The 25,424-nt window shown below is 51.8% G+C and carries 14 protein-coding genes; 2 read left to right on the top strand and 12 right to left on the bottom strand.

Translation table 11 applies throughout. From position 1 onward, the window contains the following. Positions 1 to 71 precede the first annotated feature (71 nt). Complete coding sequence (locus P8N76_05925; protein ID MDG2381193.1) at positions 72 to 299, top strand: BON domain-containing protein; 228 nt, start codon at positions 72 to 74, stop codon at positions 297 to 299. 61 nt (positions 300 to 360) lie between these two features. Here the strand turns inward: P8N76_05925 and P8N76_05920 are convergent, their stop codons facing one another. From P8N76_05920 to P8N76_05875, 10 genes are all read right to left on the bottom strand, one after another. Next, positions 361 to 1,914 (bottom strand): sulfatase, encoded by a 1,554-nt coding sequence (locus P8N76_05920; GenBank protein ID MDG2381192.1) that lies wholly within the window; start codon positions 1,912 to 1,914, stop codon positions 361 to 363. A 17-nt stretch (positions 1,915 to 1,931) separates the two neighbouring features. Next, entirely contained in the window at positions 1,932 to 2,456 is a 525-nt protein-coding gene (gene tpx, locus P8N76_05915) for a thiol peroxidase (protein ID MDG2381191.1), read from the bottom strand. Between the two features lie 106 nt (positions 2,457 to 2,562). Beyond that, positions 2,563 to 5,367, bottom strand: coding sequence for an alanine--tRNA ligase (gene alaS, locus P8N76_05910; GenBank protein MDG2381190.1), 2,805 nt, complete (start codon positions 5,365 to 5,367; stop codon positions 2,563 to 2,565). A gap of 533 nt (positions 5,368 to 5,900) precedes the next feature. Then, the gene (gene recA, locus P8N76_05905; GenBank protein ID MDG2381189.1) at positions 5,901 to 6,953 is read right to left on the bottom strand and encodes a recombinase RecA; all 1,053 of its coding nucleotides are present in this window, start codon (positions 6,951 to 6,953) and stop codon (positions 5,901 to 5,903) included. 531 nt (positions 6,954 to 7,484) lie between these two features. Further along, positions 7,485 to 8,054 carry an RNA 2',3'-cyclic phosphodiesterase gene (gene thpR, locus P8N76_05900; GenBank protein MDG2381188.1) on the bottom strand — a complete coding sequence of 190 codons (570 nt, stop codon included), beginning with the start codon at positions 8,052 to 8,054 and terminating at the stop codon, positions 7,485 to 7,487. Positions 8,055 to 8,179: 125 nt separating this feature from the next. Beyond that, on the bottom strand, positions 8,180 to 9,184 hold the full coding sequence (locus P8N76_05895; GenBank protein ID MDG2381187.1) for an adenosine kinase: 1,005 nt from the start codon (positions 9,182 to 9,184) through the stop codon (positions 8,180 to 8,182). A 132-nt stretch (positions 9,185 to 9,316) separates the two neighbouring features. Further along, a complete protein-coding gene (locus P8N76_05890; GenBank protein MDG2381186.1) occupies positions 9,317 to 15,505 on the bottom strand; it encodes a lamin tail domain-containing protein in 6,189 nt (2,062 codons plus the stop codon). A 390-nt stretch (positions 15,506 to 15,895) separates the two neighbouring features. Further along, positions 15,896 to 18,337 (bottom strand): PEP-CTERM sorting domain-containing protein, encoded by a 2,442-nt coding sequence (locus tag P8N76_05885; GenBank protein ID MDG2381185.1) that lies wholly within the window; start codon positions 18,335 to 18,337, stop codon positions 15,896 to 15,898. 155 nt (positions 18,338 to 18,492) lie between these two features. Next, positions 18,493 to 20,490 carry a tetratricopeptide repeat protein gene (locus P8N76_05880; GenBank protein ID MDG2381184.1) on the bottom strand — a complete coding sequence of 666 codons (1,998 nt, stop codon included), beginning with the start codon at positions 20,488 to 20,490 and terminating at the stop codon, positions 18,493 to 18,495. Between the two features lie 21 nt (positions 20,491 to 20,511). Continuing rightward, on the bottom strand, positions 20,512 to 22,218 hold the full coding sequence (locus tag P8N76_05875; GenBank protein MDG2381183.1) for a VCBS repeat-containing protein: 1,707 nt from the start codon (positions 22,216 to 22,218) through the stop codon (positions 20,512 to 20,514). A gap of 299 nt (positions 22,219 to 22,517) precedes the next feature. Here P8N76_05875 and P8N76_05870 point away from each other — a divergent pair, with 299 nt between their 5' ends. Continuing rightward, a complete protein-coding gene (locus P8N76_05870) occupies positions 22,518 to 23,468 on the top strand; it encodes a hypothetical protein (GenBank protein ID MDG2381182.1) in 951 nt (316 codons plus the stop codon). Between the two features lie 160 nt (positions 23,469 to 23,628). Here P8N76_05870 and P8N76_05865 read toward each other — a convergent pair whose 3' ends face one another. Further along, complete coding sequence (locus P8N76_05865; protein ID MDG2381181.1) at positions 23,629 to 24,411, bottom strand: NIPSNAP family protein; 783 nt, start codon at positions 24,409 to 24,411, stop codon at positions 23,629 to 23,631. A gap of 137 nt (positions 24,412 to 24,548) precedes the next feature. Beyond that, entirely contained in the window at positions 24,549 to 25,196 is a 648-nt protein-coding gene (locus P8N76_05860) for an HNH endonuclease (GenBank protein ID MDG2381180.1), read from the bottom strand. Positions 25,197 to 25,424 lie beyond the last annotated feature (228 nt).

Below are 25,424 nucleotides of genomic sequence, written 5' to 3'. Positions count from 1 at the left end.
GATATCGCGAGAGACAAGGTGGCTGCCACCTTTCTGACAAAACATCACCCTTAATGAGGCGAAGTGAGTCCATGACGATTCGAGAAGACAGAGTTGGTTTGGAGGACAAAGTCGAAAAAGCACTCCAACTAAATCCCTACCTGACTCGAAATGGACTTCGCTGCGAAACAAACCAAGGACGAGTGATACTTCGCGGGGAAGTCAACAGTTACTTCCAAAAACAAATGGCGACTGAAACCCTGAGGAAATTGCGTGGCATCGAGGAAATTGACAACCAACTGGAAGTCAATTCGGAATGATCGCAACCAGCCATCGAAACCCCGCCGGAAAAGAACTTCCGGTGGGTTTTTTTATGCGCTCTCACCGCACAGGGCGAGGAAGCGCTGCGTTGACAGAAGTTCGCCAAGTGGCGAGTTCACGTTGGAGCTGCTGAGCAAGCTCGGGCCGTGCAGTTGCCAGATTATTGGTCTCACCAAGGTCATCACTCAGGTCATACAACTCGCATGAACCGTCGTGAAAGTTTTCCACCAATTTGTACCGACCCTTCCTGATCGCCGATCCCAAGCGATTCGATCGATGAAAGGCGTAGTTTGGATAATGAAAATAAAGAGCTTCGCGCTCCAATTCCGATCCGCCTTTCAACAAACTCATGATACTTACACCATCCAGCGGCTGATTCTCGGTGAGCTCTTCCCCTGCCGCTTCTAATAAAGTCGGAAAAAAATCCATGCTGATCACGGGTGTATCGCATCGAGTATCAGCGGGAACCATCTTGGGCCAACGCACAATTAAGGGCACGCGAATGCCACCTTCGTATAAATGACCTTTGGCGGCGCGCAGGGGGCGATTGTCAGCCACACCATCAAAGCCTCCGTTGTCAGAGGTAAAGACAATCACCGTGTTGTCAGCGATTCCTGCTTGATCAATCGCCTGTAAGACCCGCCCCACCGCCAAATCCATAGCTTCTATCATCGCTCCGTAACGAGTGTCATTGAGTCCTGGCCCCTTCCGATTGGCATACTTCTCCAGTAAAGGCTGCGGAGCCTCCATCGGCCAGTGGACAGTATAATTCCAGAGGAACAACAGAAACGGACGCCCGTCTTCCGAACCGATGAAGTCGATCGCCTCGTCAGCTAAGCGGTGGGGCAGATACTCGCCCGGCTTTTGATCGGCAATCGTCGGGATGCGATAGGGATCAAAGAATGTTGGGGGGCCACCGTATCCACAACCGCCAACGTTCAAATCAAAACCTTGCTGTTCAGGCCCCCATTTCGCCTCGCCGCGCCCCGGTCCGGAAAGGTGCCATTTACCGAGAAACGCCGTACGGTACCCGCTCGCCTTTAACCGTTCGGCAAGTGTGGTGTGCGTTAACGGGAGATGGTCGAGCATCGTGGCCGGCAGTAACGTGGGATTGTCGGGGAGAAACCTTTTCTGATCAGGTATATGGTTGGTTATTCTCAACCGTGCGGGTGACTGTCCCGTGAGTACGGCAGCTCGCGTCGGCGAACAAACAGGGGCCGCTGCGTAGGCAGATGTAAAACGCATTCCTTGACTTGCGAGGCGATCAATATTCGGTGTCTCGACCAGTTTGTTGCCTTGGCAAGCCAAGTCCATCCAACCCAAATCGTCAATCATGACAAAAACGATGTTTGGTTTTTGCTGGGCAACAACTGGATTCCAACTACAGAGCAAGATCATAGCCACCCAGTTGACTCGCATCATCATCTCGTTACCTCGGTTAGGTGGAGGCTTACCCGGAGAGGCAGCCGTAGCATCTGCAAAGGAAGCATCATGACACTCGAAACGATATTCACCTTCTTGATTAGGTGAATATCGTCTGCTTCCGATTGTACTACGTTTGCAGCCTCGCGGGCGATGAATATCGAGGCGTTGTCGACTTGAGAGCCATCTCAAGAAGGGCTCTCTGAGTTCTACGCGACAAGCTCATTAACAACCTGCAGCGCAGCGTCATAGTTGGGCTCATCGGTCACTTCGCTAACCACTTCCGCGTAGGCGACATTTCCATCTGCATCGAGCACGTAGACGCCACGAGCCAGGATTTTCAGCTCCTCGATCAACATTCCCCAATTGTTACCAAATGTGCGGTCTTGATAATCACTCGCACTGCGAATACTGCTGATGCCTTCCGCACCGCAAAACCGATTTTGAGCAAAGGGCAGATCCAGGCTAATGGTCAATGCATTGACCTGATCGCCAAGAGTTCCTAAACGCTCATTGAAATTCTTCGTTTGCGTCTGACAAACAGGGGTATCCAACGACGGCACGACACTGATGATGGTGGGCTTACCGGCCACATCCGCTTTCGTGATCGTATTCATTTGACCATTTTCGAACGCATGCACGGTGAAGTCAGGCGCTGGTTGACCCGCTGCAACAGCTTCTCCAACCAGCGTCATCGGATTTCCCTTAAAAGTAATTGCTCCTTGGCGAGACATGCTCGACGTACCTCCTATAACAGGACTGGACTAATCAAATCAATTACGCAAATGAAACGGCAGTGTCGCCTGCCGTTTTAAATAGATTATAAAAGGCGTTGAATCTCTACGCCTCCCGGTTCAATCGATCCCGGATGTGCTTCTGGGCAGCTTCGAGCGCTTGGGGCAGGCTAGTTGGATCTTTTCCACCCGCTTGTGCCATGTCTGGTTTACCACCGCCGCCACCGCCAACGATTGGTGCCACCTGTTTGACTAAATTACCAGCGTGAAGTTGGTCAACCAAGTCTCGACTCACGCCGGCAACCAAAATAACCTTTGAATCACCATCCGATGTCGCGAGAAATACGACACATGGCGCTACCGCTTTTCTCAATTGATCAATCAATTGCCGTAACACATTCGAGTTAGCATGGAGCACCTCGGCGACCACGACGGTCACATCACCGACTTTCTCCGCACGATCGATCAAGTCGGCGGCCGAAATAATATCTTCTTCTTTTCGAGTCGACAACTGCTTCAACAAAGAATCTCGTTCAGCAATCGCAGCGTGAATCCGATCAACCACTTCTGACATTTTCACATTCAGCACTTTGGCCGCCTCTCGCAATGTGAGATGCACTTGAATTGGCTTTTCTTCCTGCTTGGAAGTGGATGTCGCTTGAAAAGCTTTTGGATCGACGCCTTTGCCCGAGCCGCTGAGCTCTTTCTTCAGGTCCCGCACCTGAAGAGCGAGATGCTTCACGGCCGCTGGCAAATCAACCGCAGATACATCTAACGCTGCGGAGGACTTTTGCACCGCCGCCTCTGTACTCTGAATGTACTCAGTGGCTTTTGCCCCCGTGAGGGCAACAATACGACGAGTACCAGCCGAAACCCCCTCCTCAGTGATAATCTCAAAGGCCCCCACATCAGCCGTGTTATCAAGATGGGTTCCACCGCATAGCTCACGACTAAAATCGCCCATCGAAACCATCCGCACTGGATCCGGATATTTCTCGCCGAAAAGCATCATAGCGCCGGCCTCACGTGCATCGGCTAAGGAAACGACTTCCCAAACGATAGGCTGCTTGCTTTGGATCTTACAACGCACATCGTCGATTACGGCTTCAAGCTCCGCCGTTGCAATGGGAGCCATATTCGTAAAATCAAATCGCAACCAATCATCCGTAACCTTTGAACCTTGCTGCTGCGCGTGACTGCCCAAGGTTTTCTGTAGCGCGTGATGCAGTATATGTGTCGCCGAATGGGCCCGTCGAATAGCATCCCGCCTTTCCAAATCGACCGTTGCGCCGACTTTTGCCCCAGGCGCTAACACGCCCTCCGACAACTCACAATAATGCAGGACGAGATCACCGTCTTTCTGAGTGTCGTTGACAATCAGCTTGCATGTTTCACCTGTGATCTCGCCGGCATCCCCAACCTGACCACCCGATTCACCGTAAAAAGGCGTCTGATCCAAGACAACAATCACCTGTTCTCCCAGCTTCGAAATCTGATCAGCGACTTGATCACCCTGAATGATGCCCTTCACCTCCGCATCCGCGGACGTCACTTCGTAGCCAAGAAACCGTGTCTCTTTCACGGCCTTCTTAATCGAATCGATCGGGCCCATCACACCCATCACCGTTTGAGCCAGCTTACCGGAAGCTTCTCCATGAGCCGCCATTGCTTGCTGAAAGCCTTTCCAATCAAAGGTGAATTCATGATCGGAAGCCAGCGATTCAAAAAGCTCTGCGGGAACCCCATAAGTTTGATAGAGGTCCGCCGCTTCCGCTCCGTCAATCACGGAACGGTCTGCTCGCTGCATGGAAGCAAAAATCCGCTCAATGCGCTGCAAACCATCGTCGATGGTACCGAAGAAAGCCTTCTCTTCTTGTTCAATAACATTTGCCACACGCTCGCGCGTCTCCGTTAATTCTGGATACGGAACCCTCATCATTTCAGCGACGATCGGGACCAACTCGTAAAGAAACGGGTCGCGTCGACCGATTTGATGGCCATCCAAAACGGCTCGTCTCAGTAGACGCCGAATGACATACTTCTCTTTGTGCGGCCCGGGATAAACATTTTCGTGAATCGAAAATGTACAGGCGCGAACATGATCGGTAATTCGCCGGAGTCTCCGTCCATTTTCGCTCTCTGGTTCGTAAGCAATTCCACAAACTTCCGCTGCCGCCTCAACGATCGGACGCAAAATATCAATGTGATAGTTTGTTTCCACTCCCTGCAATACGGCGGCCGTTCGCTCAAGCCCCATTCCAGTATCGATATTTTTGCTCGGTAATGGACGTAAGTTGTCAGGTGGACTGCCGACGCGATTAAATTGTGTGAAAACAAGATTCCAGATTTCAACCAGTTGTCCACGATCATTCTTATAGAAGATCTCACTACACGGCCCACAAACGCCATCCGGTCCCTGACTCGGCGAACTGGCAGGCCAGAAGTTGTCCTCCTCGTCCATTCGTTCAATACGGTCTCCGGACAAACCAATATCGTTTTGCCAGATTTTAGCCGCCTCATGATCATCCACATAGACGGTCACACTCAGTCGGCTGGAATCAATCGCCAACCAATCTTTGCTCGTCAGAAACTCCCAGGCCCAGTGGATCGCATCACGTTTGAAATAATCGCCAAAACTAAAGTTACCCAGCATCTCAAAAAAGGTGTGGTGATAGGCAGTGCGCCCTACATTGTCGATATCGCCGGTCCGGAGACATTTTTGGCAAGTGGTTGCACGGGTGAAGTCCAGCTTCACCTTCCCGAGGAAATGCGGTTTGAACTGATTCATCCCCGCGGGCGTGAACAATACCGATGGATCCCAAGCGGGAACGAGAACATCGCTTTGGCGTCGCGAATGTCCCTTGCTTTCGAAGAACTCTAAGTACTTCGAGCGGAGTTCATTAGTATGCATGGCGGCCTTGGATCCTCGCATCAACACCTGGGCAAAACCGAACATGATAGCCATTTCGCCCGGACTGTACTAGGGAATGGGGCTACTGATCAAAACGGCCAATGGTCATATGCCCTGGCCACCGAAAACGGCAAAAAAGAGGCTGGAAACGAACAAGGGCGCGAGTAGAACAGAGCGGAGATCACTCGATTCCTGGTGAGAAACCGATCCTCTCCCGTTAAAGACCGAAAATCAGGCAGGCGGCCCGCCTGATCCTTGTTCAGCCAAGCTAAAACAATCGGCTAATCGCCGTAAGCAAGCGGCGACGCAGCATGATAGATTCCCAATCGATTTGCCAAGGTCCACGACCGGCGCGTCGACCACCGCGTGACCAATGGCCGAGAAATTGACCTTGTCGAGCTCCGGAAACCGCGCGGAACATTTCCGTCGAGGACAACGCTTAAGATTCCGTAAGAGATGGTCGCTCGGTTTAGGCCGCTGGTCTGCACATTATGCTGCCATCCAGCGGCAAATCGCGGCCGATCAGGCTCCGATTACTTTTCCGAATTCGATTCGGCATCTCCAGCATCTCCAGCATCGTCTCCCACTTCATTCTCATCACTGAGAACTCCGTAAGCCTTCAGCACCTTGAGGCGGATTTCTTCGGTCAGTGCGATGTTTTCTTGTAAAAATTTTCGCGACTTTTCTTTTCCTTGCCCCAACTGAACATCGCCGTATCGGAACCAAGCTCCACTTCGCACAACAATCTTCTTTTCAGCTGCCAAATCGAGCACGTCACCTTCAAAGCTGATGCCGTTGGTGTGCATCATGTCAAATTCAGCTATTCGGAACGGGGGAGCAACTTTATTTTTGACGACCTTGGTTCTCACTCTTTGACCAACCACTTCTTCGCCATCCTTAAGTTGTCCGATTCTGCGAACATCGATTCGGCACGAACTGTAGAATTTGAGGGCACGTCCACCTGGCGTCGTCTCAGGACTGCCGAACATCACACCAATCTTCTCTCGAATCTGATTAATAAAGATGACGGATGTCTTCGACTTGGCAATCGCTCCTGTCAATTTCCGCATGGACTGACTCATCAAACGTGCTTGCAATCCGACGTGGGTATCACCAATATCGCCATCCAATTCTTGCTTGGGAATCAAGGCGGCCACGGAATCGATCACAATAACGTCGACCGCATTGGACTTGATCAACATCTCGGTGATGTGCATCGCTTCTTCACCGCTCGCCGGTTGACTCACCAAGAGCGTCTCAAGCTGCACTCCCAGCTTTTTGGCCCAACTGGGATCCAGAGCGTGTTCGGCATCGATAAAGGCAGCAATCCCACCTTCCTTTTGGGATTCAGCAATCACATGCAGTGCCAGCGTCGTCTTACCACTCGATTCCGGACCATAGATTTCAATAATGCGTCCCTCGGGAATCCCCTGCCCCCCGAGCGCCATATCGAGCGACAAACTTCCCGTGGGAATGCCCTTAATGCGTTGCAGCTTTTCTTTGCCCAACGGCATGATGGCTCCTTCGCCAAACTGCCGTTCAATTTGCTGCAAAGTCGTTTTCAAAACGGTGTTTTGCTCAGCCATGGCTTTATTTGCTGACGAGCTCTTCTTGCTAGCTGATGCCCTCTTTTTGCCGCCCTTCGCCGTGGTTTCAGAGGTGGCAGCCTTCGACTTTAAACCACTTTTCGCATCTGCATCCTGGGCAATTCGGGGAGCTTTTACTGCCGCTGCGGTGCTCTTCTTGGCCATCCGATTATTTACCTTTTCAGCCGTTACCATCGTGTTAACTCCTTTGTTATCTTCCGGATAGGTGGCGGTTGCAAGCGGACTCACGAGGCACAAATCGCCGCATACTGAACATTTGAACATCTTATCGTCATCATCGGCAGGCGACAACCGCTTCTTTGATGCCTCTGATCATTATTCGCGACACGCCGGACACGTTCGGTCATCGGGACTAAAAGAATTTCCTCACCGGCAATCCGAGCAGCCGGTGACCGACGACGAATCGAGGCCCGAGTCGCGAAGTTCTCCGCATGCATCGCAGGCACTTCACGTCGTTTCTTGTTCGAGAGCGAATCAGACAGACGCGACGAGCATTGGCAGATGCTCCCGTCATTCGCACAACGGCGCGCGTCCCAGAACGGTGTAATTTGGTCCGTTGGAACCGAGTTCACTCGCATAGATGACGAGTTGATCGATATCAACAGGTCCGGCCTCAACCTCGAAGGTGCTCAACCGATCCTCAAGCTCTTGCATATCCCGTCGACCATACCGGGCTCTTCCGAGTGTGACATGCGGTTGAAAGCGACGTTGCTCCCGCGGAAAGCCAAGAGATAAGAGTCCTTGCTCGATTCGTTGGTGCAGTTCAACCAGGCAATCCGTTGGATCATCGATTCCTAACCAAATGGTGCGTGGTCGCTCAATCGACGGAAAGGCACCGATACCGCGGCAATTAACCTGGGTAGAGGGAACGTCACGCACCGCATCCGCGGTCAGGCGACAGACCTGATAGATATCAGTTTCGTTAACATCTCCGAGGAACTTCATCGTGATGTGCACATTCTTTGCCGAAACCCAACGGATCGATTCCGTCGTCGGCTCCAGCTCAGAAATTGTGGCCGCAGCCGCACGTCGAACCCGTTCGGAAACATCAATTGCGACAAAAGTACGAATACGTGCCAAAGGATTGTGTCCTTGTTGAGCCTTGCCGGCAACAAAACGAAGCCATCCCCGTGCGTGTCAGGTCATGGGGACTCGTGATGCCATCGAAATCGATGAAACGACTGCTGAAACGACTGCTGAAACGACTAAGAATCCAAAATCTTGGAGATTTGATTTGCCAGTGATTCTGGATAGCGGGCGCCGTGAATGGTTACCACTCGCGAGGCAAGATAATTACCCCAGCGGGCTGCTCGCTGCGGCTCATAGCCATTCGCCAAACCAAATAAAGCTCCTCCGGCGAAAGCGTCTCCAGCACCAACGGTATCAATCGCATCAACCTTAAAGCCGTCGACCCGTTTTACTTCCCCTTGATAACTCACCAGGCAACCGTTAGCCCCATCGGTGACAAACACCAATTCGGCTCGATGCCCGAGAAGCTCCGTCGCTTTTTCTACGGATTCAATTTCCATCAGCTGTTTTGCTTCATCCGCATTGCAAAAGAGGATGTCACAGTACTCATGGACGACGCGCCGAAAATCTTCAGGAAACCGATCGACAAGAAACGGGTCGGAAAAAGTAAAAGCTGTTTTCACTCCAAGACGATTGGCCTGTTCCATCGCTTTAATACAAGCCTGCCTCGGGCCAGGCGCATCCCACAAATAGCCTTCGACATAAGCTAATTTGCAACGGCCCAATTGTTCTAAATCAATGTCGCTATCCGCCAATTCGATTGAGACGCCCAAATGCGTGCACATGGTACGCTCGGCATCCGGCGTCGTCAGCACGAGACAAGATCCGGTAGGCCGACTTTCTTCGGGAGCCGGACTCACATCGAAATGAATTCCGGCAGCGATCATATCTTGCCGATAGAATTCGCCGTTCGGATCTCGAGCCACCTTGCCCGTATAAAATCCCGTTCCTCCGCTGAGTGCCACCGAGATAATTGTATTGGCCGCCGAGCCTCCCGACTGCATTTCGAGGGACGCTTGCTCCAATTCTCGCAGCAGTCGACTCTGCTTTTCCGAGTCGACAAGTAACATTCCGCCACGGGGCAAATCATGCTCGCGAATGAAATCATCGTCGACCATCGCCAAAATGTCGACCATCGCATTCCCAACCCCAAAGACATCTAGCTCAGCTGACTGATTCATACTGTTCCTTCTTTTTCATCCCAACCGTCTGACAGAATAGAGACCAGCTTACGTTGGCCGCTTGGGATGCATTATGGAGCTTCGCCCGAAGCTTTCAAGGACAGGAATTTGTGCTTTTCCGCAAGAGAGCCCTTAGTCTCCAAGCGAATCAACAAGCTTCTCGTCAGCAAACAGCTGATCATGTGCCTGGATTGCGGAGGCAAGATCCGCCAATCCGCCTGAATCGAGATCAACCGGCTTGGAGTCGGAGGCATACCCACCGGCCGCGAAGGCAACAACTAAATCGGACGAATCAAAATCGCCATCAAGATTCCAATCCCCTTCGCTCCAAGTCGAGTTACCCTCAATTCCATCTTCATACTCACCCACGGAAAAAATTTGTACTAAATCCGACGAGTTGAACAACCGGTTTAAATCCGCGTCGCCGTAAGTTGTCTCAAGCAGGTCACCGATCAAATAATCTCGATCAGCATCATTGACCCGTTGATCTCCCGTCAGGTCGAGCGTCAAATCGGGAGGCGTCAGCCGAAATCGCAGCGAAAACAGGTCAATGTCCGCCACACCGAGCGTACCGTCCGCATTGAAATCACCGGGAATAGCTCCCCAGTCAACGCTCGCCGGGGTTGGCGACGCGGCACGCCATGAGGCGACAATCAGCCCCAACGCATTCGCTGGCGTTCGATGCAACGAATCCCCTTGACCATCGGCGGAGGGAGACCAGGGTGCTACATCATCAAAACGCACTTCGTCCACCCACAAGCGAGGAACCGTCTCGGGATCCTGCAACGATGGCGTACCCGGACGTTGGAGAGTAATGCGATGCCCATCATTGTCTAAATTCCCCTGAAATCCACCCAATAACCGAGTGGAGTTGGGGAGTCCGTAGTGAGCCAAGAAAGCAGCCTTGCGAGATTCATTTCCTTCCCGATCCGGGTTAAATGGCACTAATAAAATCGTCTCGCCGATATCGAGGGCTGTGCCCTGGGCAAAATCGAAATCCACATCGCCGCGAATACGCCAACCCGTCAAACCGTTTGCCGCGACTCCCGCGTTGTGAATTTCGATAAATTCCAAGTCTTTCGAACTGAGCTGGGGATCCAATTTCAACGCGGCAGCAGAGGGTTGCGTCGGATGGTATTGAAACTCGCTAATCAGAATCGGGCCGACTCGATAGCCTGAATTGGCACGGCCCAAGCTGATCGATTGCAGCGGACCGAGCGGCCCCATTTCGACGCGACCGAACGATTCACCCAGGTCGGCTGCGGGAAATTGAACGCTGTCCACGAAATGCGTGGGACCCTCGCTCGTGCCCACCGACAAATGCAACTCATCTCCGCGGGAACCATTCAAGGCAAATCCACGAGGATCATTCAATGGATTGAATTCATTTTCGCCAAAAACCAGAAATTCGCCAGCTCCGAGTTGTCCGTCCGGAAGAGCAAATCGACCGAACGAGTCGCTATTCGTCGGTGTGTCGCTGAGGTAATAATGCGAAACATGGATGCTTTGATCACTCACATTACGTAACTCGATGTGGTCGACTTCAGGCAAATCCGAACGCGATACGATTTCGTTGATTTGCAAATCCAAAGCAACATCTTCGGGATGACTCCCCGGCGTGCCATGGATGCGGTTACTCGGCTTCCAATTTCCGGCTTGACCGTTGTCAGACGCCCCATCTAGCTTGACCAAAGAGCTTCCCTTACCGTCCGCACGAACTGGCCAACCTCGATCCTGATCATCACTGTATTCGAACTCAAAAATGGTGGAACTTGTTTCATCTTCCAATTTGATCGTCTCCCCACCGTCTCGCAAGCCACTCGCAAGCGAAAACTCACCTGCCACTCGATCTAACGCCCCGGTCCCATATCGTGCTTTAAAAGCGGCCAGGTTTGACACCACAACCACCCGTTTTTGAGGACCTAATTTCGTCATCTGACCATTCGCAAAGTCAAATTCGACACCATTCGTAAAACGCACACCGGTCAAGTCAAGTTCCAGCTCAGTGGAGGAATTTTTCAATTCAATAAATTCAAAATCACTCTCGGTCCAAGACGAGTCTCGCGCGAGTTCTGCCGACGACGGCGCGAGCGGATGATACATCAATTCAGAAACATGGAGGTGTGCCTGCCATCCGGTCGGCTCTCCCTTGTACTGAAAAGAACTCACAAGCTCACCATCTGCACCGAGCAAGCTGATCGATTCTCCGAAGTTTGACAAATGCCCTTGATAATTGCCTTGTACAAACAGCTGTTGACCACCGGAAGGGCCTGATTCTCGAGCCCGAAATGCAAACGCATTCGGCGTGGCATAGAGAGACCAACCAGCCGGCAGTACAGTTCCCGGCTTGAATGTCAATTCGACCCCGTCGGTCAACTCCCAGCCCGATAGATCAACAGCGAAATCATTATTATTTGTCAGCTGCAAATACTCTTCATCCTGATTACCGCTCACGGGATTGAAATCAACCGCGGTGACATCAATGCGAGGATTGCCAATTTGAGCAGCAGGAATTTCACCATTCGAGGCTACAATTTTCCCCTCGACTAGCTCGGGTACCATCAACATATCGCTACTGTTTGTTGAAGAATTCACAGCCTGAATAGCCAAGACGTTTTCACCCACGCGCAACTGATTCACAAAGGCGCTAATCTCAATGTTTTCAAATTCTACGGCTTGAGAATCCGCATGACCTTGCGAGGTCATATCGTATCTAGCAGCTCCGTTACCGACGCCTTTCCGGGTGACCTCCGTACCATTTAGGTAAGCGATGAAACCATCGTCATATTTCATTCGCAAAGTCAGGTCGTTGAGGTCTTCCAGCGACTCCAACTGGAAAGGGATCCTCACAAAAACCGAGGTTCGGTCGCTCATTTCATCAACGATGTCAGTCGCAATCAGCGGATCGTAAGTTCCGCTAGCCGATTTTTCAAAACCAATTCCCGTTGGCCCTTGCTGCCAACTTGAGTCATTAAACTCCAATCGAGTCCAATTATTGCCAAGCGAGTTGTTTCTCGGCACCCAGTAACGCAAATTGGTTTCTTGACGATTGCTGGAGACGATCACACGCACCTTAGCGTCATCGGCCATGACTTGCGTTTGATAGAGAAATTCACGACGAGGCTGAGCGTAATCCATCTTGAGAATATCAGTCGCCTCCTCGAACGACTGGAAGTCAGTCTGTCCCCAAGTCGCCCGATGGTTTTGATTATCAAGTACCGCATCGGCTCCAAGATACTGCACCAACTCGTCAACACGCGTCTCTAATGGGAGCTGATCAGCAGGGGTTCCCAGTGGTTTGACATAAGCGTCGATGACACTTCTCACGCGTCGCAAATACATCTCGCGAAATCCGGGCGTGGCATAGAGCGCACTGATCAAACGATTGTTTTGCCCCATAAACAAATCATTGTCAGGATACATCGTGTCGTCAAAATACGATCGACCAAAACCGCCCCAATTGCGACCTTGGCTAAGGTCCACATCCCAAGGCATATAGCGCCATTCGCCCGTATTATTCGTGTCACGATACGCATAATAATTCTTGTGACAGCAATCTCGGTTTGACGTCAGTACAAACCCGGCCAAATAATTCGCCATCGAAGCCAAGTCGATATTGTCAAAAACAAACCGATGCCGTGCCTGCCCGTTTAACGCAACTCCATTGACGAGATCTCGCAAGTCGCTGCTCCCTTCGTCCTTGCGAGTTTTCTTTTCACCAGAGGCCGAATCCATGCGATTGTACATTTTGTACAACGCACCCTCGGGATCGAAGCCAAGCCTTTCCAGCCAACGATTGTCCCCATCTTCGACAAAATCATAGACTGCAAAGAATTCACCGTTATGTTGAACTCGCACCGGAAACGCTAGATGATAAGCATCACCAATGAAAGCTCGTTGCTCGTATCCAAGCGTGTTGCGCAACTTTGATTTATCGGCGAAATTCGTCAAGAAGTTGAAATCCTTCATTTTTGGAATATCGTCGTTGAGCCGAAAGCGATGATCCGCCGGTAAATCAACATTCATGCTTTTCTTAGTCGTGGGAAATCCAGACGAAGATTGACCATGCAGGTCAAATCCCACATTGTCGTAAAACTCACCGTCGTAGTAGAGTGAACCTTGCGTGCCGTTCCCGCGAAAGACGCGACTACGGGACGAGACAAACCAATGAAAGATTGGCAGGTTACTGGATAATGTCGGATCGATGATCACCGTGCCATAATATTCTTCTGAGTCTCGAGCGAGCTCAAAACGCGGAGAACGTGACGCGTGCTGCCGACTGTCGTTTGCCGTCACAAACCAGCGGACCATCTCGCCAGGCTCGGCAATGCCGCCGGGGATCGTCGCGGTGTAAATTCCATCCCCCGCTGCGACATCGTTTCCAATACCATTGTCACGCATCGCAATTTCCCGCGATCCACCGTACATCACCCGGTAAGTCAAATTCACGGTTGATACGGCATGAAAAGAGTCGGCCACCCTTGCAGTGATCACAATTGGATCCGCAGCAGTGGGACTTTCAGGTGAAAAGCTCGGACGAACAATCACGGGGCCCGCGTTGACATCACCGAATCCATTACCCGCACCCGGTGTTGGCGAGACAAAATATCGACGTTCCAGTGGATTGATTTCCAAAGTTGTCCCGACCAATTTCGGCACCATCAATAAATCTTTGTTATCGATCGCCCGATTAATTGCATGAATCATCAACACGTTTTCCTTACCAACGCTCAAATGATCAATTGCGTTCGAGACATTAAAGCTGGTGGAATGCAATGCTTCCTCAACCGTCCGATCGCTGGTTGCCGTCGAATCCCAGGCTGCCTGCCACGCTGCGGGGCCACCCGCCGATGCGATCGGCTGTCCATTCAAATAGGCGACCAAGGCATCGTCGTACTGGACATGAAGGGTTAATGAATCAAAGTCCGCCGTCGATGGCACAAAAGGAATACGAATGTAGGCCGTACTGCCAACCCCTTCCATGACCGAACCGATGTCGCTGGCAATGTGATCTGCGAGAGTCGGCGCACCGCCAGCCTCTCCAACTAACTCGGTCACATCTTCAATCATCGCCGTGAAAATTGTTTGATCACCCACATCGTCTTTCAAGCTCCCTGGATCAATCACAAAATCCACTCGATCACCATCGCTGACTGGCACAACGAATCGATAGTCGATTCCAAATCCGTTGACTTGTCGCGAATAAACTTCGCTCCCATCGACAAAAACTCGAGCGACGACACCATCCCCATCGGGCGTCGGGTTCTCCAATCGACCATGAATTAGGATTGACCCCGCTACTTCGCTGGTCCATCGCCGCACCGCATATTGCAATCCGTCCGAATTCTCTCCGCTCGGATGCCCTCCCTCAGAACTCAATTCAATCTGAGACGCATTCGGTGTAGTCGCCAGATCCCACTTGGTACCATCCCAATGATTCCGTGTTGTGATGGTGGTCAGTCCTGACCAAACAAAGCTGCGAAATTCGTCGTCGTGATACAAACCATCTTCGTCAGTTGCACCGTCCCAATAGCCGTATCGCCAACCGTCACGGTTTTGAAAAGAACTAAATTGTGATTTTGAAGATGCAACCTCAAGACCTTCACCAGGTTGGGGAGTTGAGTCGTCGGCTGCGTCATGAAACCCAATGCCTGTTGTCGCTAAAAACCAAGGATCCGTCGTAGTCTCCAACTGCGGATCGAGCCAACTTCCCTGAAATTGACCATTCGCTAAATCGACCGGATCCCAGCGATCGTCAACTGGAATTAGGACCTGTGCCGCCGCCCCTTCATTCACCAACATGGTTTGTGAAATTTGATTTGGTATGCCATAGGACACATCTTCGACTTGCGCCGGATAATCCGGTGCAAATTCAAATTCAATCGTTTCGTCCGGACGAGTCAGAGCAAGATACTCGCCATCCCCCTCGAGTTTAAAATCCGCATGGAGCGGACGGAAAGGATTGTCTCGATCTTTTCCCGAGGCAAAAACGATCAAGTGCTCCCCCGGATTCAGCCGCATGGGCGGGAACTGCCAGTTGTTGAGATCCTCGACATCATCGGTCAAATGCCAACCATGGAGGTCAACCGTTTCACGACCCATATTCAGCAGTTCAATCCAATCAGGACGATCCCCATCTTCATCCTGTAATCCCTCATCGTTTCGCGCCATCACCTCGCTGATGATCACCGTCGCATCCAACATTGCACGTGGTTCCAAGCATTCGAGAGCCCGAACCGACATTGGGCTCCGTTGTCGCGTCCCAACAACTCGCTGTCGAGTCGCAATTTCCCGCCATTGTTTTCGTAAAGAATTCAGCATGTCTGCTCCAGCAAATCCCAAGCTAGATGGACCCCAACGATACCTGTTCGCACTCGCACATCACTCCCATTAATGAGCGATCACACCGGATTCCATACTATCCCAAAACCAACAAAAAAGGGTCGATAAAGGGAGAAGGGGCTCGAAGCTTCCAAAGAACACAGTCGTTCCCTCCCCTTCCCATAGGTCGATACCGTCAAAATATGTTTCAAACCTCATTCGCCTCGACTGCAAAGTTGCATATGGACATCCCAATCCCTGTGCGCGGCGGCCCCTGTGCGCGGCGGCCCCTGTCAAAAACTTAAAACGATCGGCGTTCAGGCACGACCAATAAAAAAAGCCTTCCGAACAGAAAAGTTCAGGAAGGCTTTTGAGTTTTGTAAATCCGACCTATTTGTTTCGACGACGCAGGGCGCCGGCAATTCCAAATAGGCTAATCACCGCGAGCACGAGGCTGGATGGCTCCGGCACGGCGGCGGTCGCTGGATTGGGACCACCAGGTCGGATGCCAGCATCGTAACCGGCATTACTAAAGGCGGCCACTAGGTCACTCGAGCTGAAGGTCGAGTTGCCGTCCCAGTCTCCCTGTGCCCAACTGGCAGCTTCACCCGTTTCGTACTTGGCGGCAGCAAAAACGGCAACCAGATCAGAACTGTCGAAGGCGCCGTTCAAATCAGCGTCGCCCATCCAGGTATTCTTCAGATCGTTGACCCAAAGAACTCGATCCGCAACATTCACAACACCGTCTTTGTTTTCATCATATCTCAGATCCTGATTGGCAATGCCTTCAGAAGTCTGCAAATCAAGGTCACCCGCATCCAACAGACCGTTGCCGTTGTAATCACCTTGAGTTCCCCCAGGGGTAAACAGGAATCGCTGACCGATCGTAACCGAAAAGGTCGTTCCATCGCTTCCGTCGTTGACATCAGCAATTGTAAAGGGATCATCGGAATCAAAATTGCCGGCCCCATCCGAATCGATCACAAAGTCCAAAATCGATCCTTCCGACAGCGCGACGGTGAGGTCCACATCGACGATGTCACCGTCGGTGACTTCTGCCCAGATTTCTTCACCATCCAACAGAATACGGCCGACGGTTCCATCACCGTTCGCACTGGTATTGTTGAGCATGCCGAGAATGCTGTATTCGCCTTCCACATCGCTCACCCATCGACGGATGGCCCAGTGAACTTCTGGATCTTCTTGAGCGTTGGCTGCGGGATGTCCATTGGCGGCACCAATCTGAGTCCAAGGTCCGGTTGCAATCACACCTTGATCAACAACATCCCAGATATTTCCGTTCCACTGATTTTCACTTTCGCGCCAAGTTTCAGGATCGTCCCAGATAAACTCAGATCCATCATTCAAGAACGCCTCGAATTCATCAACGCTGTACTCGCCGTCACCTTCTTCGACATCGAGACGTTGGTCGTAAAGACCATAGAACCATCCATCCTGTCCTTGCTCACCCGAGAAATCGGCAATGGAATCAGCAACCGTATCACCGGGATTATAGAGCGGTCCATCCGGCAGTTCTGTATTGATTATCAACTGGTTACTCGAACCGTCAGAACCATCAACCTCACTCGTCAGCCCAATGGGCGTCAAAGCTAGGTCAATCACATCACCAGGATTTGCATTCACATAGAACTTACGGTCGACGCCTGCTCCATCGCCACCGGCGATCGTCACAGCATCCACTTTTTCACCATTGACGAACAAAGCACCGGTAACCCCATCACCATTGAGATTCGTTTTTGCCATCTTCCAATTCAACTCAACTGGCGTGGTGCCCGCCAAATCGGAGGCGACAAAGCGACGAATCGTCCAGTGCTCTGCATCCGGGGCACTGTTGGTCCCATTGGGGTGAGTTCCCGTTGCACCTAAGTAAGTCCACGGACCAGGAGCACCTTGGGAATCGAGATCCCAACTCGTTCCCGTCCAATGATTTCCATCGGGCTCCACATCACCGCCATCCGGTCCCTCTGAATTGGTAAAGGGCATGAAGTCCTCTTGCTGGTAATTTCCATCTGCGTCATCCGTGTGATTGTAGTAGCCGTTGAACCAGTTGTTCTCGCCTTGCGTTCCGGTGGCCGACCAATCCCGCGCTGAATCCGCAAAGGCGGGAGCGGGAGGTTCGGGACCGGGTTCGTTAGTCACGGCCAAGTTAAAAGCGGAACCGTCACAACCATCAGCTCCCAAACCGTCAATCCCGACGGGTGAGAGGGCAAAGTCGATCACATCACCAATAGCCAGATTAACGCCTATTATTTCACTCACTGGAGTCGGACCGGCAGTGGCCAACGAGGAGCCGATTGCCACTCCATTTTGGAACAAATGAACCGAAGTTCCATTTCCACAATTCGTATTGGTTGCTGCCAACGTCGCGATCAGTGAGCCCTCGCCTTCGTAGCTGGAAACCCAGCGACGCACCGACCAGTGCTCTTCCTGCATCGAGTCATCCACCGACGGAGGGGCAGCGCTGTTCAATCCGTTTGGATGACCGCCATTTTGATTAATCGAAGTCCAAGGCCCCGTATTGGGATCGGTGTCTCGGAAGAGTCGCCACGAATTACCATTCCAATGATTCTCACCATCTTCGTAGATCTCACCCGAATCATCATTTAAAAATGCGGTGAAGTCCGACGCCTGATAGATTCCATCGCCGTCATCTTGATCGAGGGTGAGATTGTAATAACCATTAAACCAATTATTTTCGCCTTGTATCCCTTCAAACGACCAATCCTCGACAGAATCAGCAATGATTTCTGCACGGATTGAGGTACCTACAAGGAGTAAACAACAGCCGATCAAAACTCCCATTTTCGCCATGGAATTCCCTCCAAACGATGTCCGAAAAATGCCCACACGGACGCTTATCTTAACCAGTGCCACTACTCTGTACACCTAGTAAATCCTGTTTGTTGCTTTCGGGCTGACGAATTGATATCCGCTTGCCGATTCTTCCAGACGGGACGAGCTTGCAATCACGGGTCCCGATAAACTTGGCCGCTGCGATAAAGCTGCAGCCGGCTTTCAATCCGTTGGGCCAGTTCCTGACGTTTCATTTTCTTAGCGAGTCCGAGAGCGCGTGCGGCCGTCTCAATCGCCTGTTCGAAGTCACCGTTAGCCGCATAGGCTGCGGCCAACGTGTCCAGAACGTCGGGACGTTCCCCATTGTGCCGCACTGATTGCTCCGCCACGTCCACGGCCCGACCAGCATCTCGATGCTGTTCGTCCGGGTGGGTCGCCCACAGCCACGCCAGATTATTCGCGGCTGGCAACCATTTCGGATCCAAGCTAAGTGCTTTTTCAAAGCTTGCCACCGCGGCCGGGATATCACCGGCCCCAAGCAGTGCCAATCCCAACTGATTTTGCGAGTTGGGATCATCCCGACGAATCTTCACCGCTCGTTTCAGCGCTTTCACGGCCAAATCGGATCGCTGAGCTCGCATCATCGCCTGGCCTAAGTCGACGTGAGCATCGAAATGGAAGGGATCCAATCGCAGCGCCTGCTTCAATGCATCGAGAGCCGCTTGGGTTGATTGCTGATCCAATGCGATACGCCCTAACAAACGATGGACGTCGGCCAGCCTGCGTCGGGTTTGTCGGGCAGAGACCGTCTGATCGGTCTCATCGGGTACCTTTTCTTTTGCCAAATATTGTTGCAAGTAGGCAACCGCATCTTCCAACTGACGCTCTTCACGATAGATCGTAGCGATGGCAATCGGATTCGTGACAAATAAAGCATCCGACCAACGTCCTGCAAAGGGAATCGCCCGATCTCGCGATTCCTGTTTATCAACCTGAAGATGTTGAAGGTCGTCAAGCAGCGATTCGAGCTCTACGACACCGGTGTAGACAACACGGAGACGTCCCTGTTCATCAAGCAAGAACCCGGTCGGGAGCGGCATCGGCTCGTCACGATATATCGTTTGCTTTCGCAGCGAATCGAGTTGCTGAAGCAGATCGACATTGGCAAGACCGTTAAAAAAAGGATATTCCATTTCCTTGAGCACTTGCGAGATCTGGTGCTTGCTTTTCGAGCTGGACGTCTGTTCCAGCAGCTCAACATTCAACGCCAGAACGGTCGCACCATGCTCGACAATCGATGTTTGATGCTTCGTCAATACCTTCAATTCTTCCACACAGGGAAGACACCAGGTCGCCCAGAGAGTGATGAACAACGGTCCGCGATGAAGTGTCGAAACTTCGCAAGATTCTCCCGTCAACGACTCATAGCGAAGTGACGGCACGGGCAGAGGACTTGATCGCCAAACCCGTGTCTTGCCTGATGCGGGCGGCGTGGCGGAATCAATCGAATAAGTACGCGTATCGGTAAATTCAGCAAGCTTACCTCGAGCCGACAGTCGTGCGGCGATGCCGGTTCCTTGTTCAAGACAAAAATGCTGATTGAGCGACAGACCATCAAAACGCTCAACCTCATTACTCCCTGGCCAGCGCACCACCACCTGCTCGGGCTTAGCTCCCTTTTCAATACCGAAAAACAAACGTTTCGACGATTGACTCAAGAAGCCGTCACCGGCTGCCAATGTCTGAATCCGTTCGCTCAAATTGCCGTCAGCATCGCGAACGGTGAGAATCACACGTGCCCCGATGGCATCACGAGGGCACCGAGCTCGCGGATCTCCGATCAAACGAAACGAAACCGAATGATTTTCGTTTTTGACATCGTTGCGCAGAAAACGTATTCGCGGCGCGGTACGACTGGCCACCCACAAATCCAAGTCACCATCTTGATCCCAATCGGTGACCGCGACGGCACGGCTATCGTCCAAGTAATCTAGCCCCATCACGGCTGAGACATCTGCAAATCGGGGACCACGCGTATTCAGAAAAACACAGTTACGTTCACGTCCACTAAACGACTGTCCCTGTGAAATCCGCTTTGCCAAGTCCTGCCAGGCGGAAAGATAGGCCTGCTGAGGATCTTGTTGCTGATTCCCGGTGGGTGAACGCGACACGACCTGCCGCCAATAAAAGCTTCACAAATCGCCTGAATCTTCTTGCGTAATAAATCCGTTGGTCACAATCAAATCTTGCCAACCATCGTGATTCAAGTCGGCAAATTTTGACCCCCAGGCCCAACGCCCTAAAACCACTCCGGCAGGCACGGCAACATCTTCGAATCGACCATCTCCCAAATTGGAAAACAACGAGTTGCCCCGTGCATGTCGACGAAAGGCCGACCGAGTTGCAGCATCGGCCTGCTGCTGAAACTGCTGTTGCTGGGTGATGCGATTCCCAGCCGAAGAAAACATATTGCTCACATATAGATCAACGAAGCCGTCATTATTGTAGTCTCCCCAACAAGTCGACATGCCGGGCCCAATATCCTCCACACCCGCATCTGCGGCCACATCTTGAAAGTGACCGGCTTGATTTTGATAGAGATTATTTCGGCCAAAGTCATTGGCTACGTAAAGATCCAGATCACCATCATTATCGTAATCCTCCCAGGCCGCCGCATAGCTGAACTTTCGATTGTTCTCGTCAAGCCCCAAGCGGCCTGTTCCATAGCCGAACCTCCAGGCACCGGTCACCGGGGTGGCCAAATTGAGCAGTAAAACATTGCGTCCCCCATTGTCAGCATCATGGTAGGGAACCGGTCGCGCGAACAACAAATGACGGTTAATACCTTGCCGCCGATTGTAACAGCACACGTAAGCGTCCAAATCTCCGTCAACGTCAACGTCAGCCGCGGCCAGTGAATAAGGAAGCGCAGCGGGCAAGACCATCGATGTTCGCGGCTTAAAGTTGCCACGACCATCATTACTGAGGATCAAGACCCCACTTTCGACACCTACCAACAAATCCTGATCCGAATCGTTATCCAAGTCGACAAACAGAGCCGCGTGGGAAGACTCGATCCAATCCACTCCCGCAACCTGCGACACTTCGGTGGCGGTACCGTCTGCATTCTGAACATACAATCGATTCGGCAAACCACCTGGTTGACAAACATAAAGATCGTCGAGACCATCTTGGTTCACATCCGCAATGGCTAGCCCTTGCCATCCCCCAATATCGATGCCACGCGCTAATTCAACTCGGTCCAACCAATGGTCTACCCCGTACTGCAATTGTTGCTGAAACACGGGACCATCAAGCACCGCATAGGTACGATCGGCAAAGAGCGGGCTCGCGTCTCCCGATGTGACGACTTCTTCGTAGGCCAAAGGTTCAATCGACTGTAACTCCAACTGCTTACCGGTCGACCAAACACAGCGCCAAGTCGTATTCACTTGCAGCTTGCCAGAGGCATGCTCGCCAAACAATTGAAAGTACAGATCGGTGGAAGCTTCTCCTTGTTGCAGCTCAACCCCAAAAACTTTCGTCTTCGTACGTACATTCTGAAGATCACCCACATGTGCGACCAGCTTGCGCAGGGCAGGCAGAAATGCTTCCGATCGTTCCGCCTCGACGCGACCGTCGTCGGCAGGATGCCATCGTCTTACGGAAATTGCGTCGGTTTCAAACACCGTCTCCAAACTTTTCGGCCGTAACAGTGGACTGGTAAAGGAATCGGAAACAAATTCGGGCAGGGACTTGGGAGAAGTTTCAATCAACTCACTGAGTTGCTTTAGCTGTTTGTCGACCTGACTGCTGACTACCTCGGTTTCCCACCCCTGCTGAGCCGGATCGTCAACCGGGCTGACGGCTTCGACAACGACCAACGAATCTTTTGCCACCAGCTTGTCCGCTTGAGACGAAGTCTCAGAACTTACCGGCTCATTTGCCGACGACGACAGCGATGACCGATCGGCTCCACAACCCAACCCTCCTGCAAGCATCCCTGCGATCCAGACGAGGCAAGTAATACGAAGACAATCCACAGACGACCTGTGAGACATATAGCAAAATCCTGTCGAGAAAGGAGTCGACGCCAGCGGCGCCCAAGTCTCTATGATACTATGCTAGGCGAATCGAGATGCAGGCTCATTCTAGAATTGTCGACGCTTACAAGCCAAGACGAAAGGGAGGACATTCAATGAAGTCGATAACATTTCTTTTCCTCGTAATTTTGACACTCACGACCAACCTTTCCGTCGGGGATGAGCCGCCAAACACACGCCGCCCTTCGACCGACGCCGAGCTCGAAAGCTGGCTCCAAAACATGGTTTGGTACCATCGTTTCAGCCCCGATGAAATCCGGGCCGCAACAGGCCTTTCGAATGAGGAAATCAAAGCGGCTTTGAAAAGATTTCAGATTAGATCAGCAACCCGCCCCAAGCGTTCGGCAACAGCGCCCTTGTTGATGTTGCCCTATCCGGGCGGGCGGCACCCACGAATCGGATTTTTGGATGGCGCGATAAACCCGCAACGAGAAACCAAGCTGAGTGTCTTCACTCCGTGGGATGAATCAAGTTATGTCGTTCTCGATGTCCCCGAAGCCATTTGGTCAAATCTCGGCCTGACTTATTTGGCCCACACCCATATCCCAACCGTTTGGGACCAACGTGGCGAAAAGCTTGAGAAGCTTGAATGGCAAGTGAACGACGATGGCGCGATGTCAGGGACTCGTAGCCTTCCCAACGGAATCAAATTTCGCACCCGAGTCTGGCCCGACAGTGGGGCGATCCGCATGAAAATGTGGTTAACCAACGGCAGCAAACAAGCGTTGTCAGATTTACGAGTTCAAAACTGTGTCATGCTGAAAGCTGCTGCCGGATTCGAACAACAAACCAACGACAACAAGTTTTTCCGTAACGAATACGCCGTCTGCCATTCGAAAAACGAGAGACAATGGATTATTACAGCCTGGTCGCCTCTCCATCGAACATGGGCCAACGCACCCTGCCCTTGCCTTCATTCAGACCCCCGCTTCCCCGATTGCAAACCGGGCGAAACCCAACAGCTTTCCGGTTGGCTGTCATTTTATGAAGGTGACGATATCGAAGCGGAATTAAAACGCATCGACCAACTTAACTGGCAAGACTAGCGAATTAGTTACGCGTTCAACCGCCCATCATCATGGTCAACGGGATCCGCAAGGAAGCCAAGACTACCACAAGAGACGAGTTTTAACCGAAAACAATCGTCGACGTCGGCTTCCTGGAACATTCCACGTTGGAAGTCCGGACTTCCCCGTCCAACAGAGCTCAAATTTGCGAAAAGTCGGTAGGTCGCAAGAATCGATTGCGAATTTTGGAAACGGTATCCTTGTAGCGTTCGTTTGCTTTCAAAACTTTCCAATCGGGATGATCTAAGAAAGCCTTCCAAGCTGCACCATGCTCCTCCATGTCCTTGTAGCCCAACATGTAAGTCAAATTCGGGAGATCAGGACCAAAAAGCGACTGTCCAAAGAAGACCGCATCCAACCCCACCTTGCGAAAAATATCTAACTCGGCTTCGTTAAACATTTCGACCTTGAGCGCCGCCTTCAGTTCGTTATGGCTTTCATAGATTCGCAACTCAAAAATCCGCTCACCCGTTCTAGGAATTTCGACGCGGGGCATTCCGGAAAACGAAATCATCAAACTGCTTTCGATGCGTTCGTACGCGGGGCTTGATTTTTCGGTGGTCAAATAGGGTTGTGCTGCTTGAGCGAAGCTCGAGCGAGCCATCAACTGTTCGGGAAGCTCCAGGTACTGCTGCAGCGAATCAAAAGGCATCAGCGTGTAAATCGCCAAATCTTTCGACGCATCAACGTCAACAAAGGCACCAACAGGTTTCGCTGCACTTTTTTCCAAGGCAGGAAAGAGAGCCTTCGACAAAAAGCTCAACACAAGATCATGCTGCCGTTGGTCTTTGCAAACGTAACGCCGCCACTCGAGAAACTGTCGCGGTTCACGATCGCCTTCCGCGGCGAGCAACGGGCTTCTCGTGAGGAAAGGTAAACAGCCGGCGGTCAACGTCGATTGCAGAAATGTTCGTCGCTTCATCAAATTCGTTCCTTTGTCAATCCACGAGCGGGCAGCAAAGACCCTACGATATCGACTGCGCCGACGGACTGCAATCAAGCTAAACAATCTCCGTCTATCTGACGGGATGTTTCCCCGCGAGCCAGGGAACTGTCGAACTAAGCAACTTCTGCAGATTCACCCAGGTTGCCGAGAAAAGCACGCCAAGTTGAATACTTGGGATTCTTGAGCTTATGAAGCAACATCGGACTATGATTCGGCTTGCGAGGTTTTCGCAAGAGTTTCATGTGGGCTTCCTGAGGGGTCCGACCGCCCTTTCGCGTGTTGCAACGAACGCAGCAACAAACAATGTTTTCCCAAGTTGTCTTCCCCCCGCGGCTGCGTGGCACCACATGATCAAGACTCAACTGCTGAGAAGGCGGAGTCCGTCCGCAATACTGGCACCGATTCCCATCGCGGGCGAATAGATTACGACGATTGAAGCGTAGAGTATGCTTTGGAACCCGATCGTAACTCAGCAGGCGAATGACACGAGGCACCTGCACCTCATAATTCACACTACGAATCCAATCGTCTTCAGGGGTTCGTTCTTCGGACTTCAACTCGCTAATTTCGAGCCAAGTTGGAAAATCATAGTTGGCATACTGCCCATCTTCGATGTCCAACACTTCGGCAAGATCTCGATAAAGAAGTCCGAAGGCACGCCGCACATTAACGATGTGTACGGCGAGGTAAACACGATTCAGAACGAGCACACTCGCCGTGAGTGCGGTCGATGTTTCTTGCTGTGTGTCGTACGCTATCATCGCTCAAAGTCTCGAAATCAGGGGGTGACCTCGGTCGTTTGGGGCGTCAGGCATCAGATATCCCGTGGGCGGCAAAGCTTGCATGGCAACCTTGATCTGAATGGCGCTCGTGACCTTGAACATTGTAGTCAGAAAAGTCGGAACAGAAAACCAAAAAGGTAAATCTTCACAGGAAAGCCAAATTCGCTACGACTTGACTCCTATCCCCAACGTTTCGTATCGGCAACA

This window comes from Pirellulaceae bacterium, assembly GCA_029243025.1.
Lineage (GTDB): Bacteria > Planctomycetota > Planctomycetia > Pirellulales > Pirellulaceae.
The sequence above is the reverse complement of the archived record's forward strand: the minus strand, read 5'-3'. Positions and strand labels throughout refer to the sequence as shown.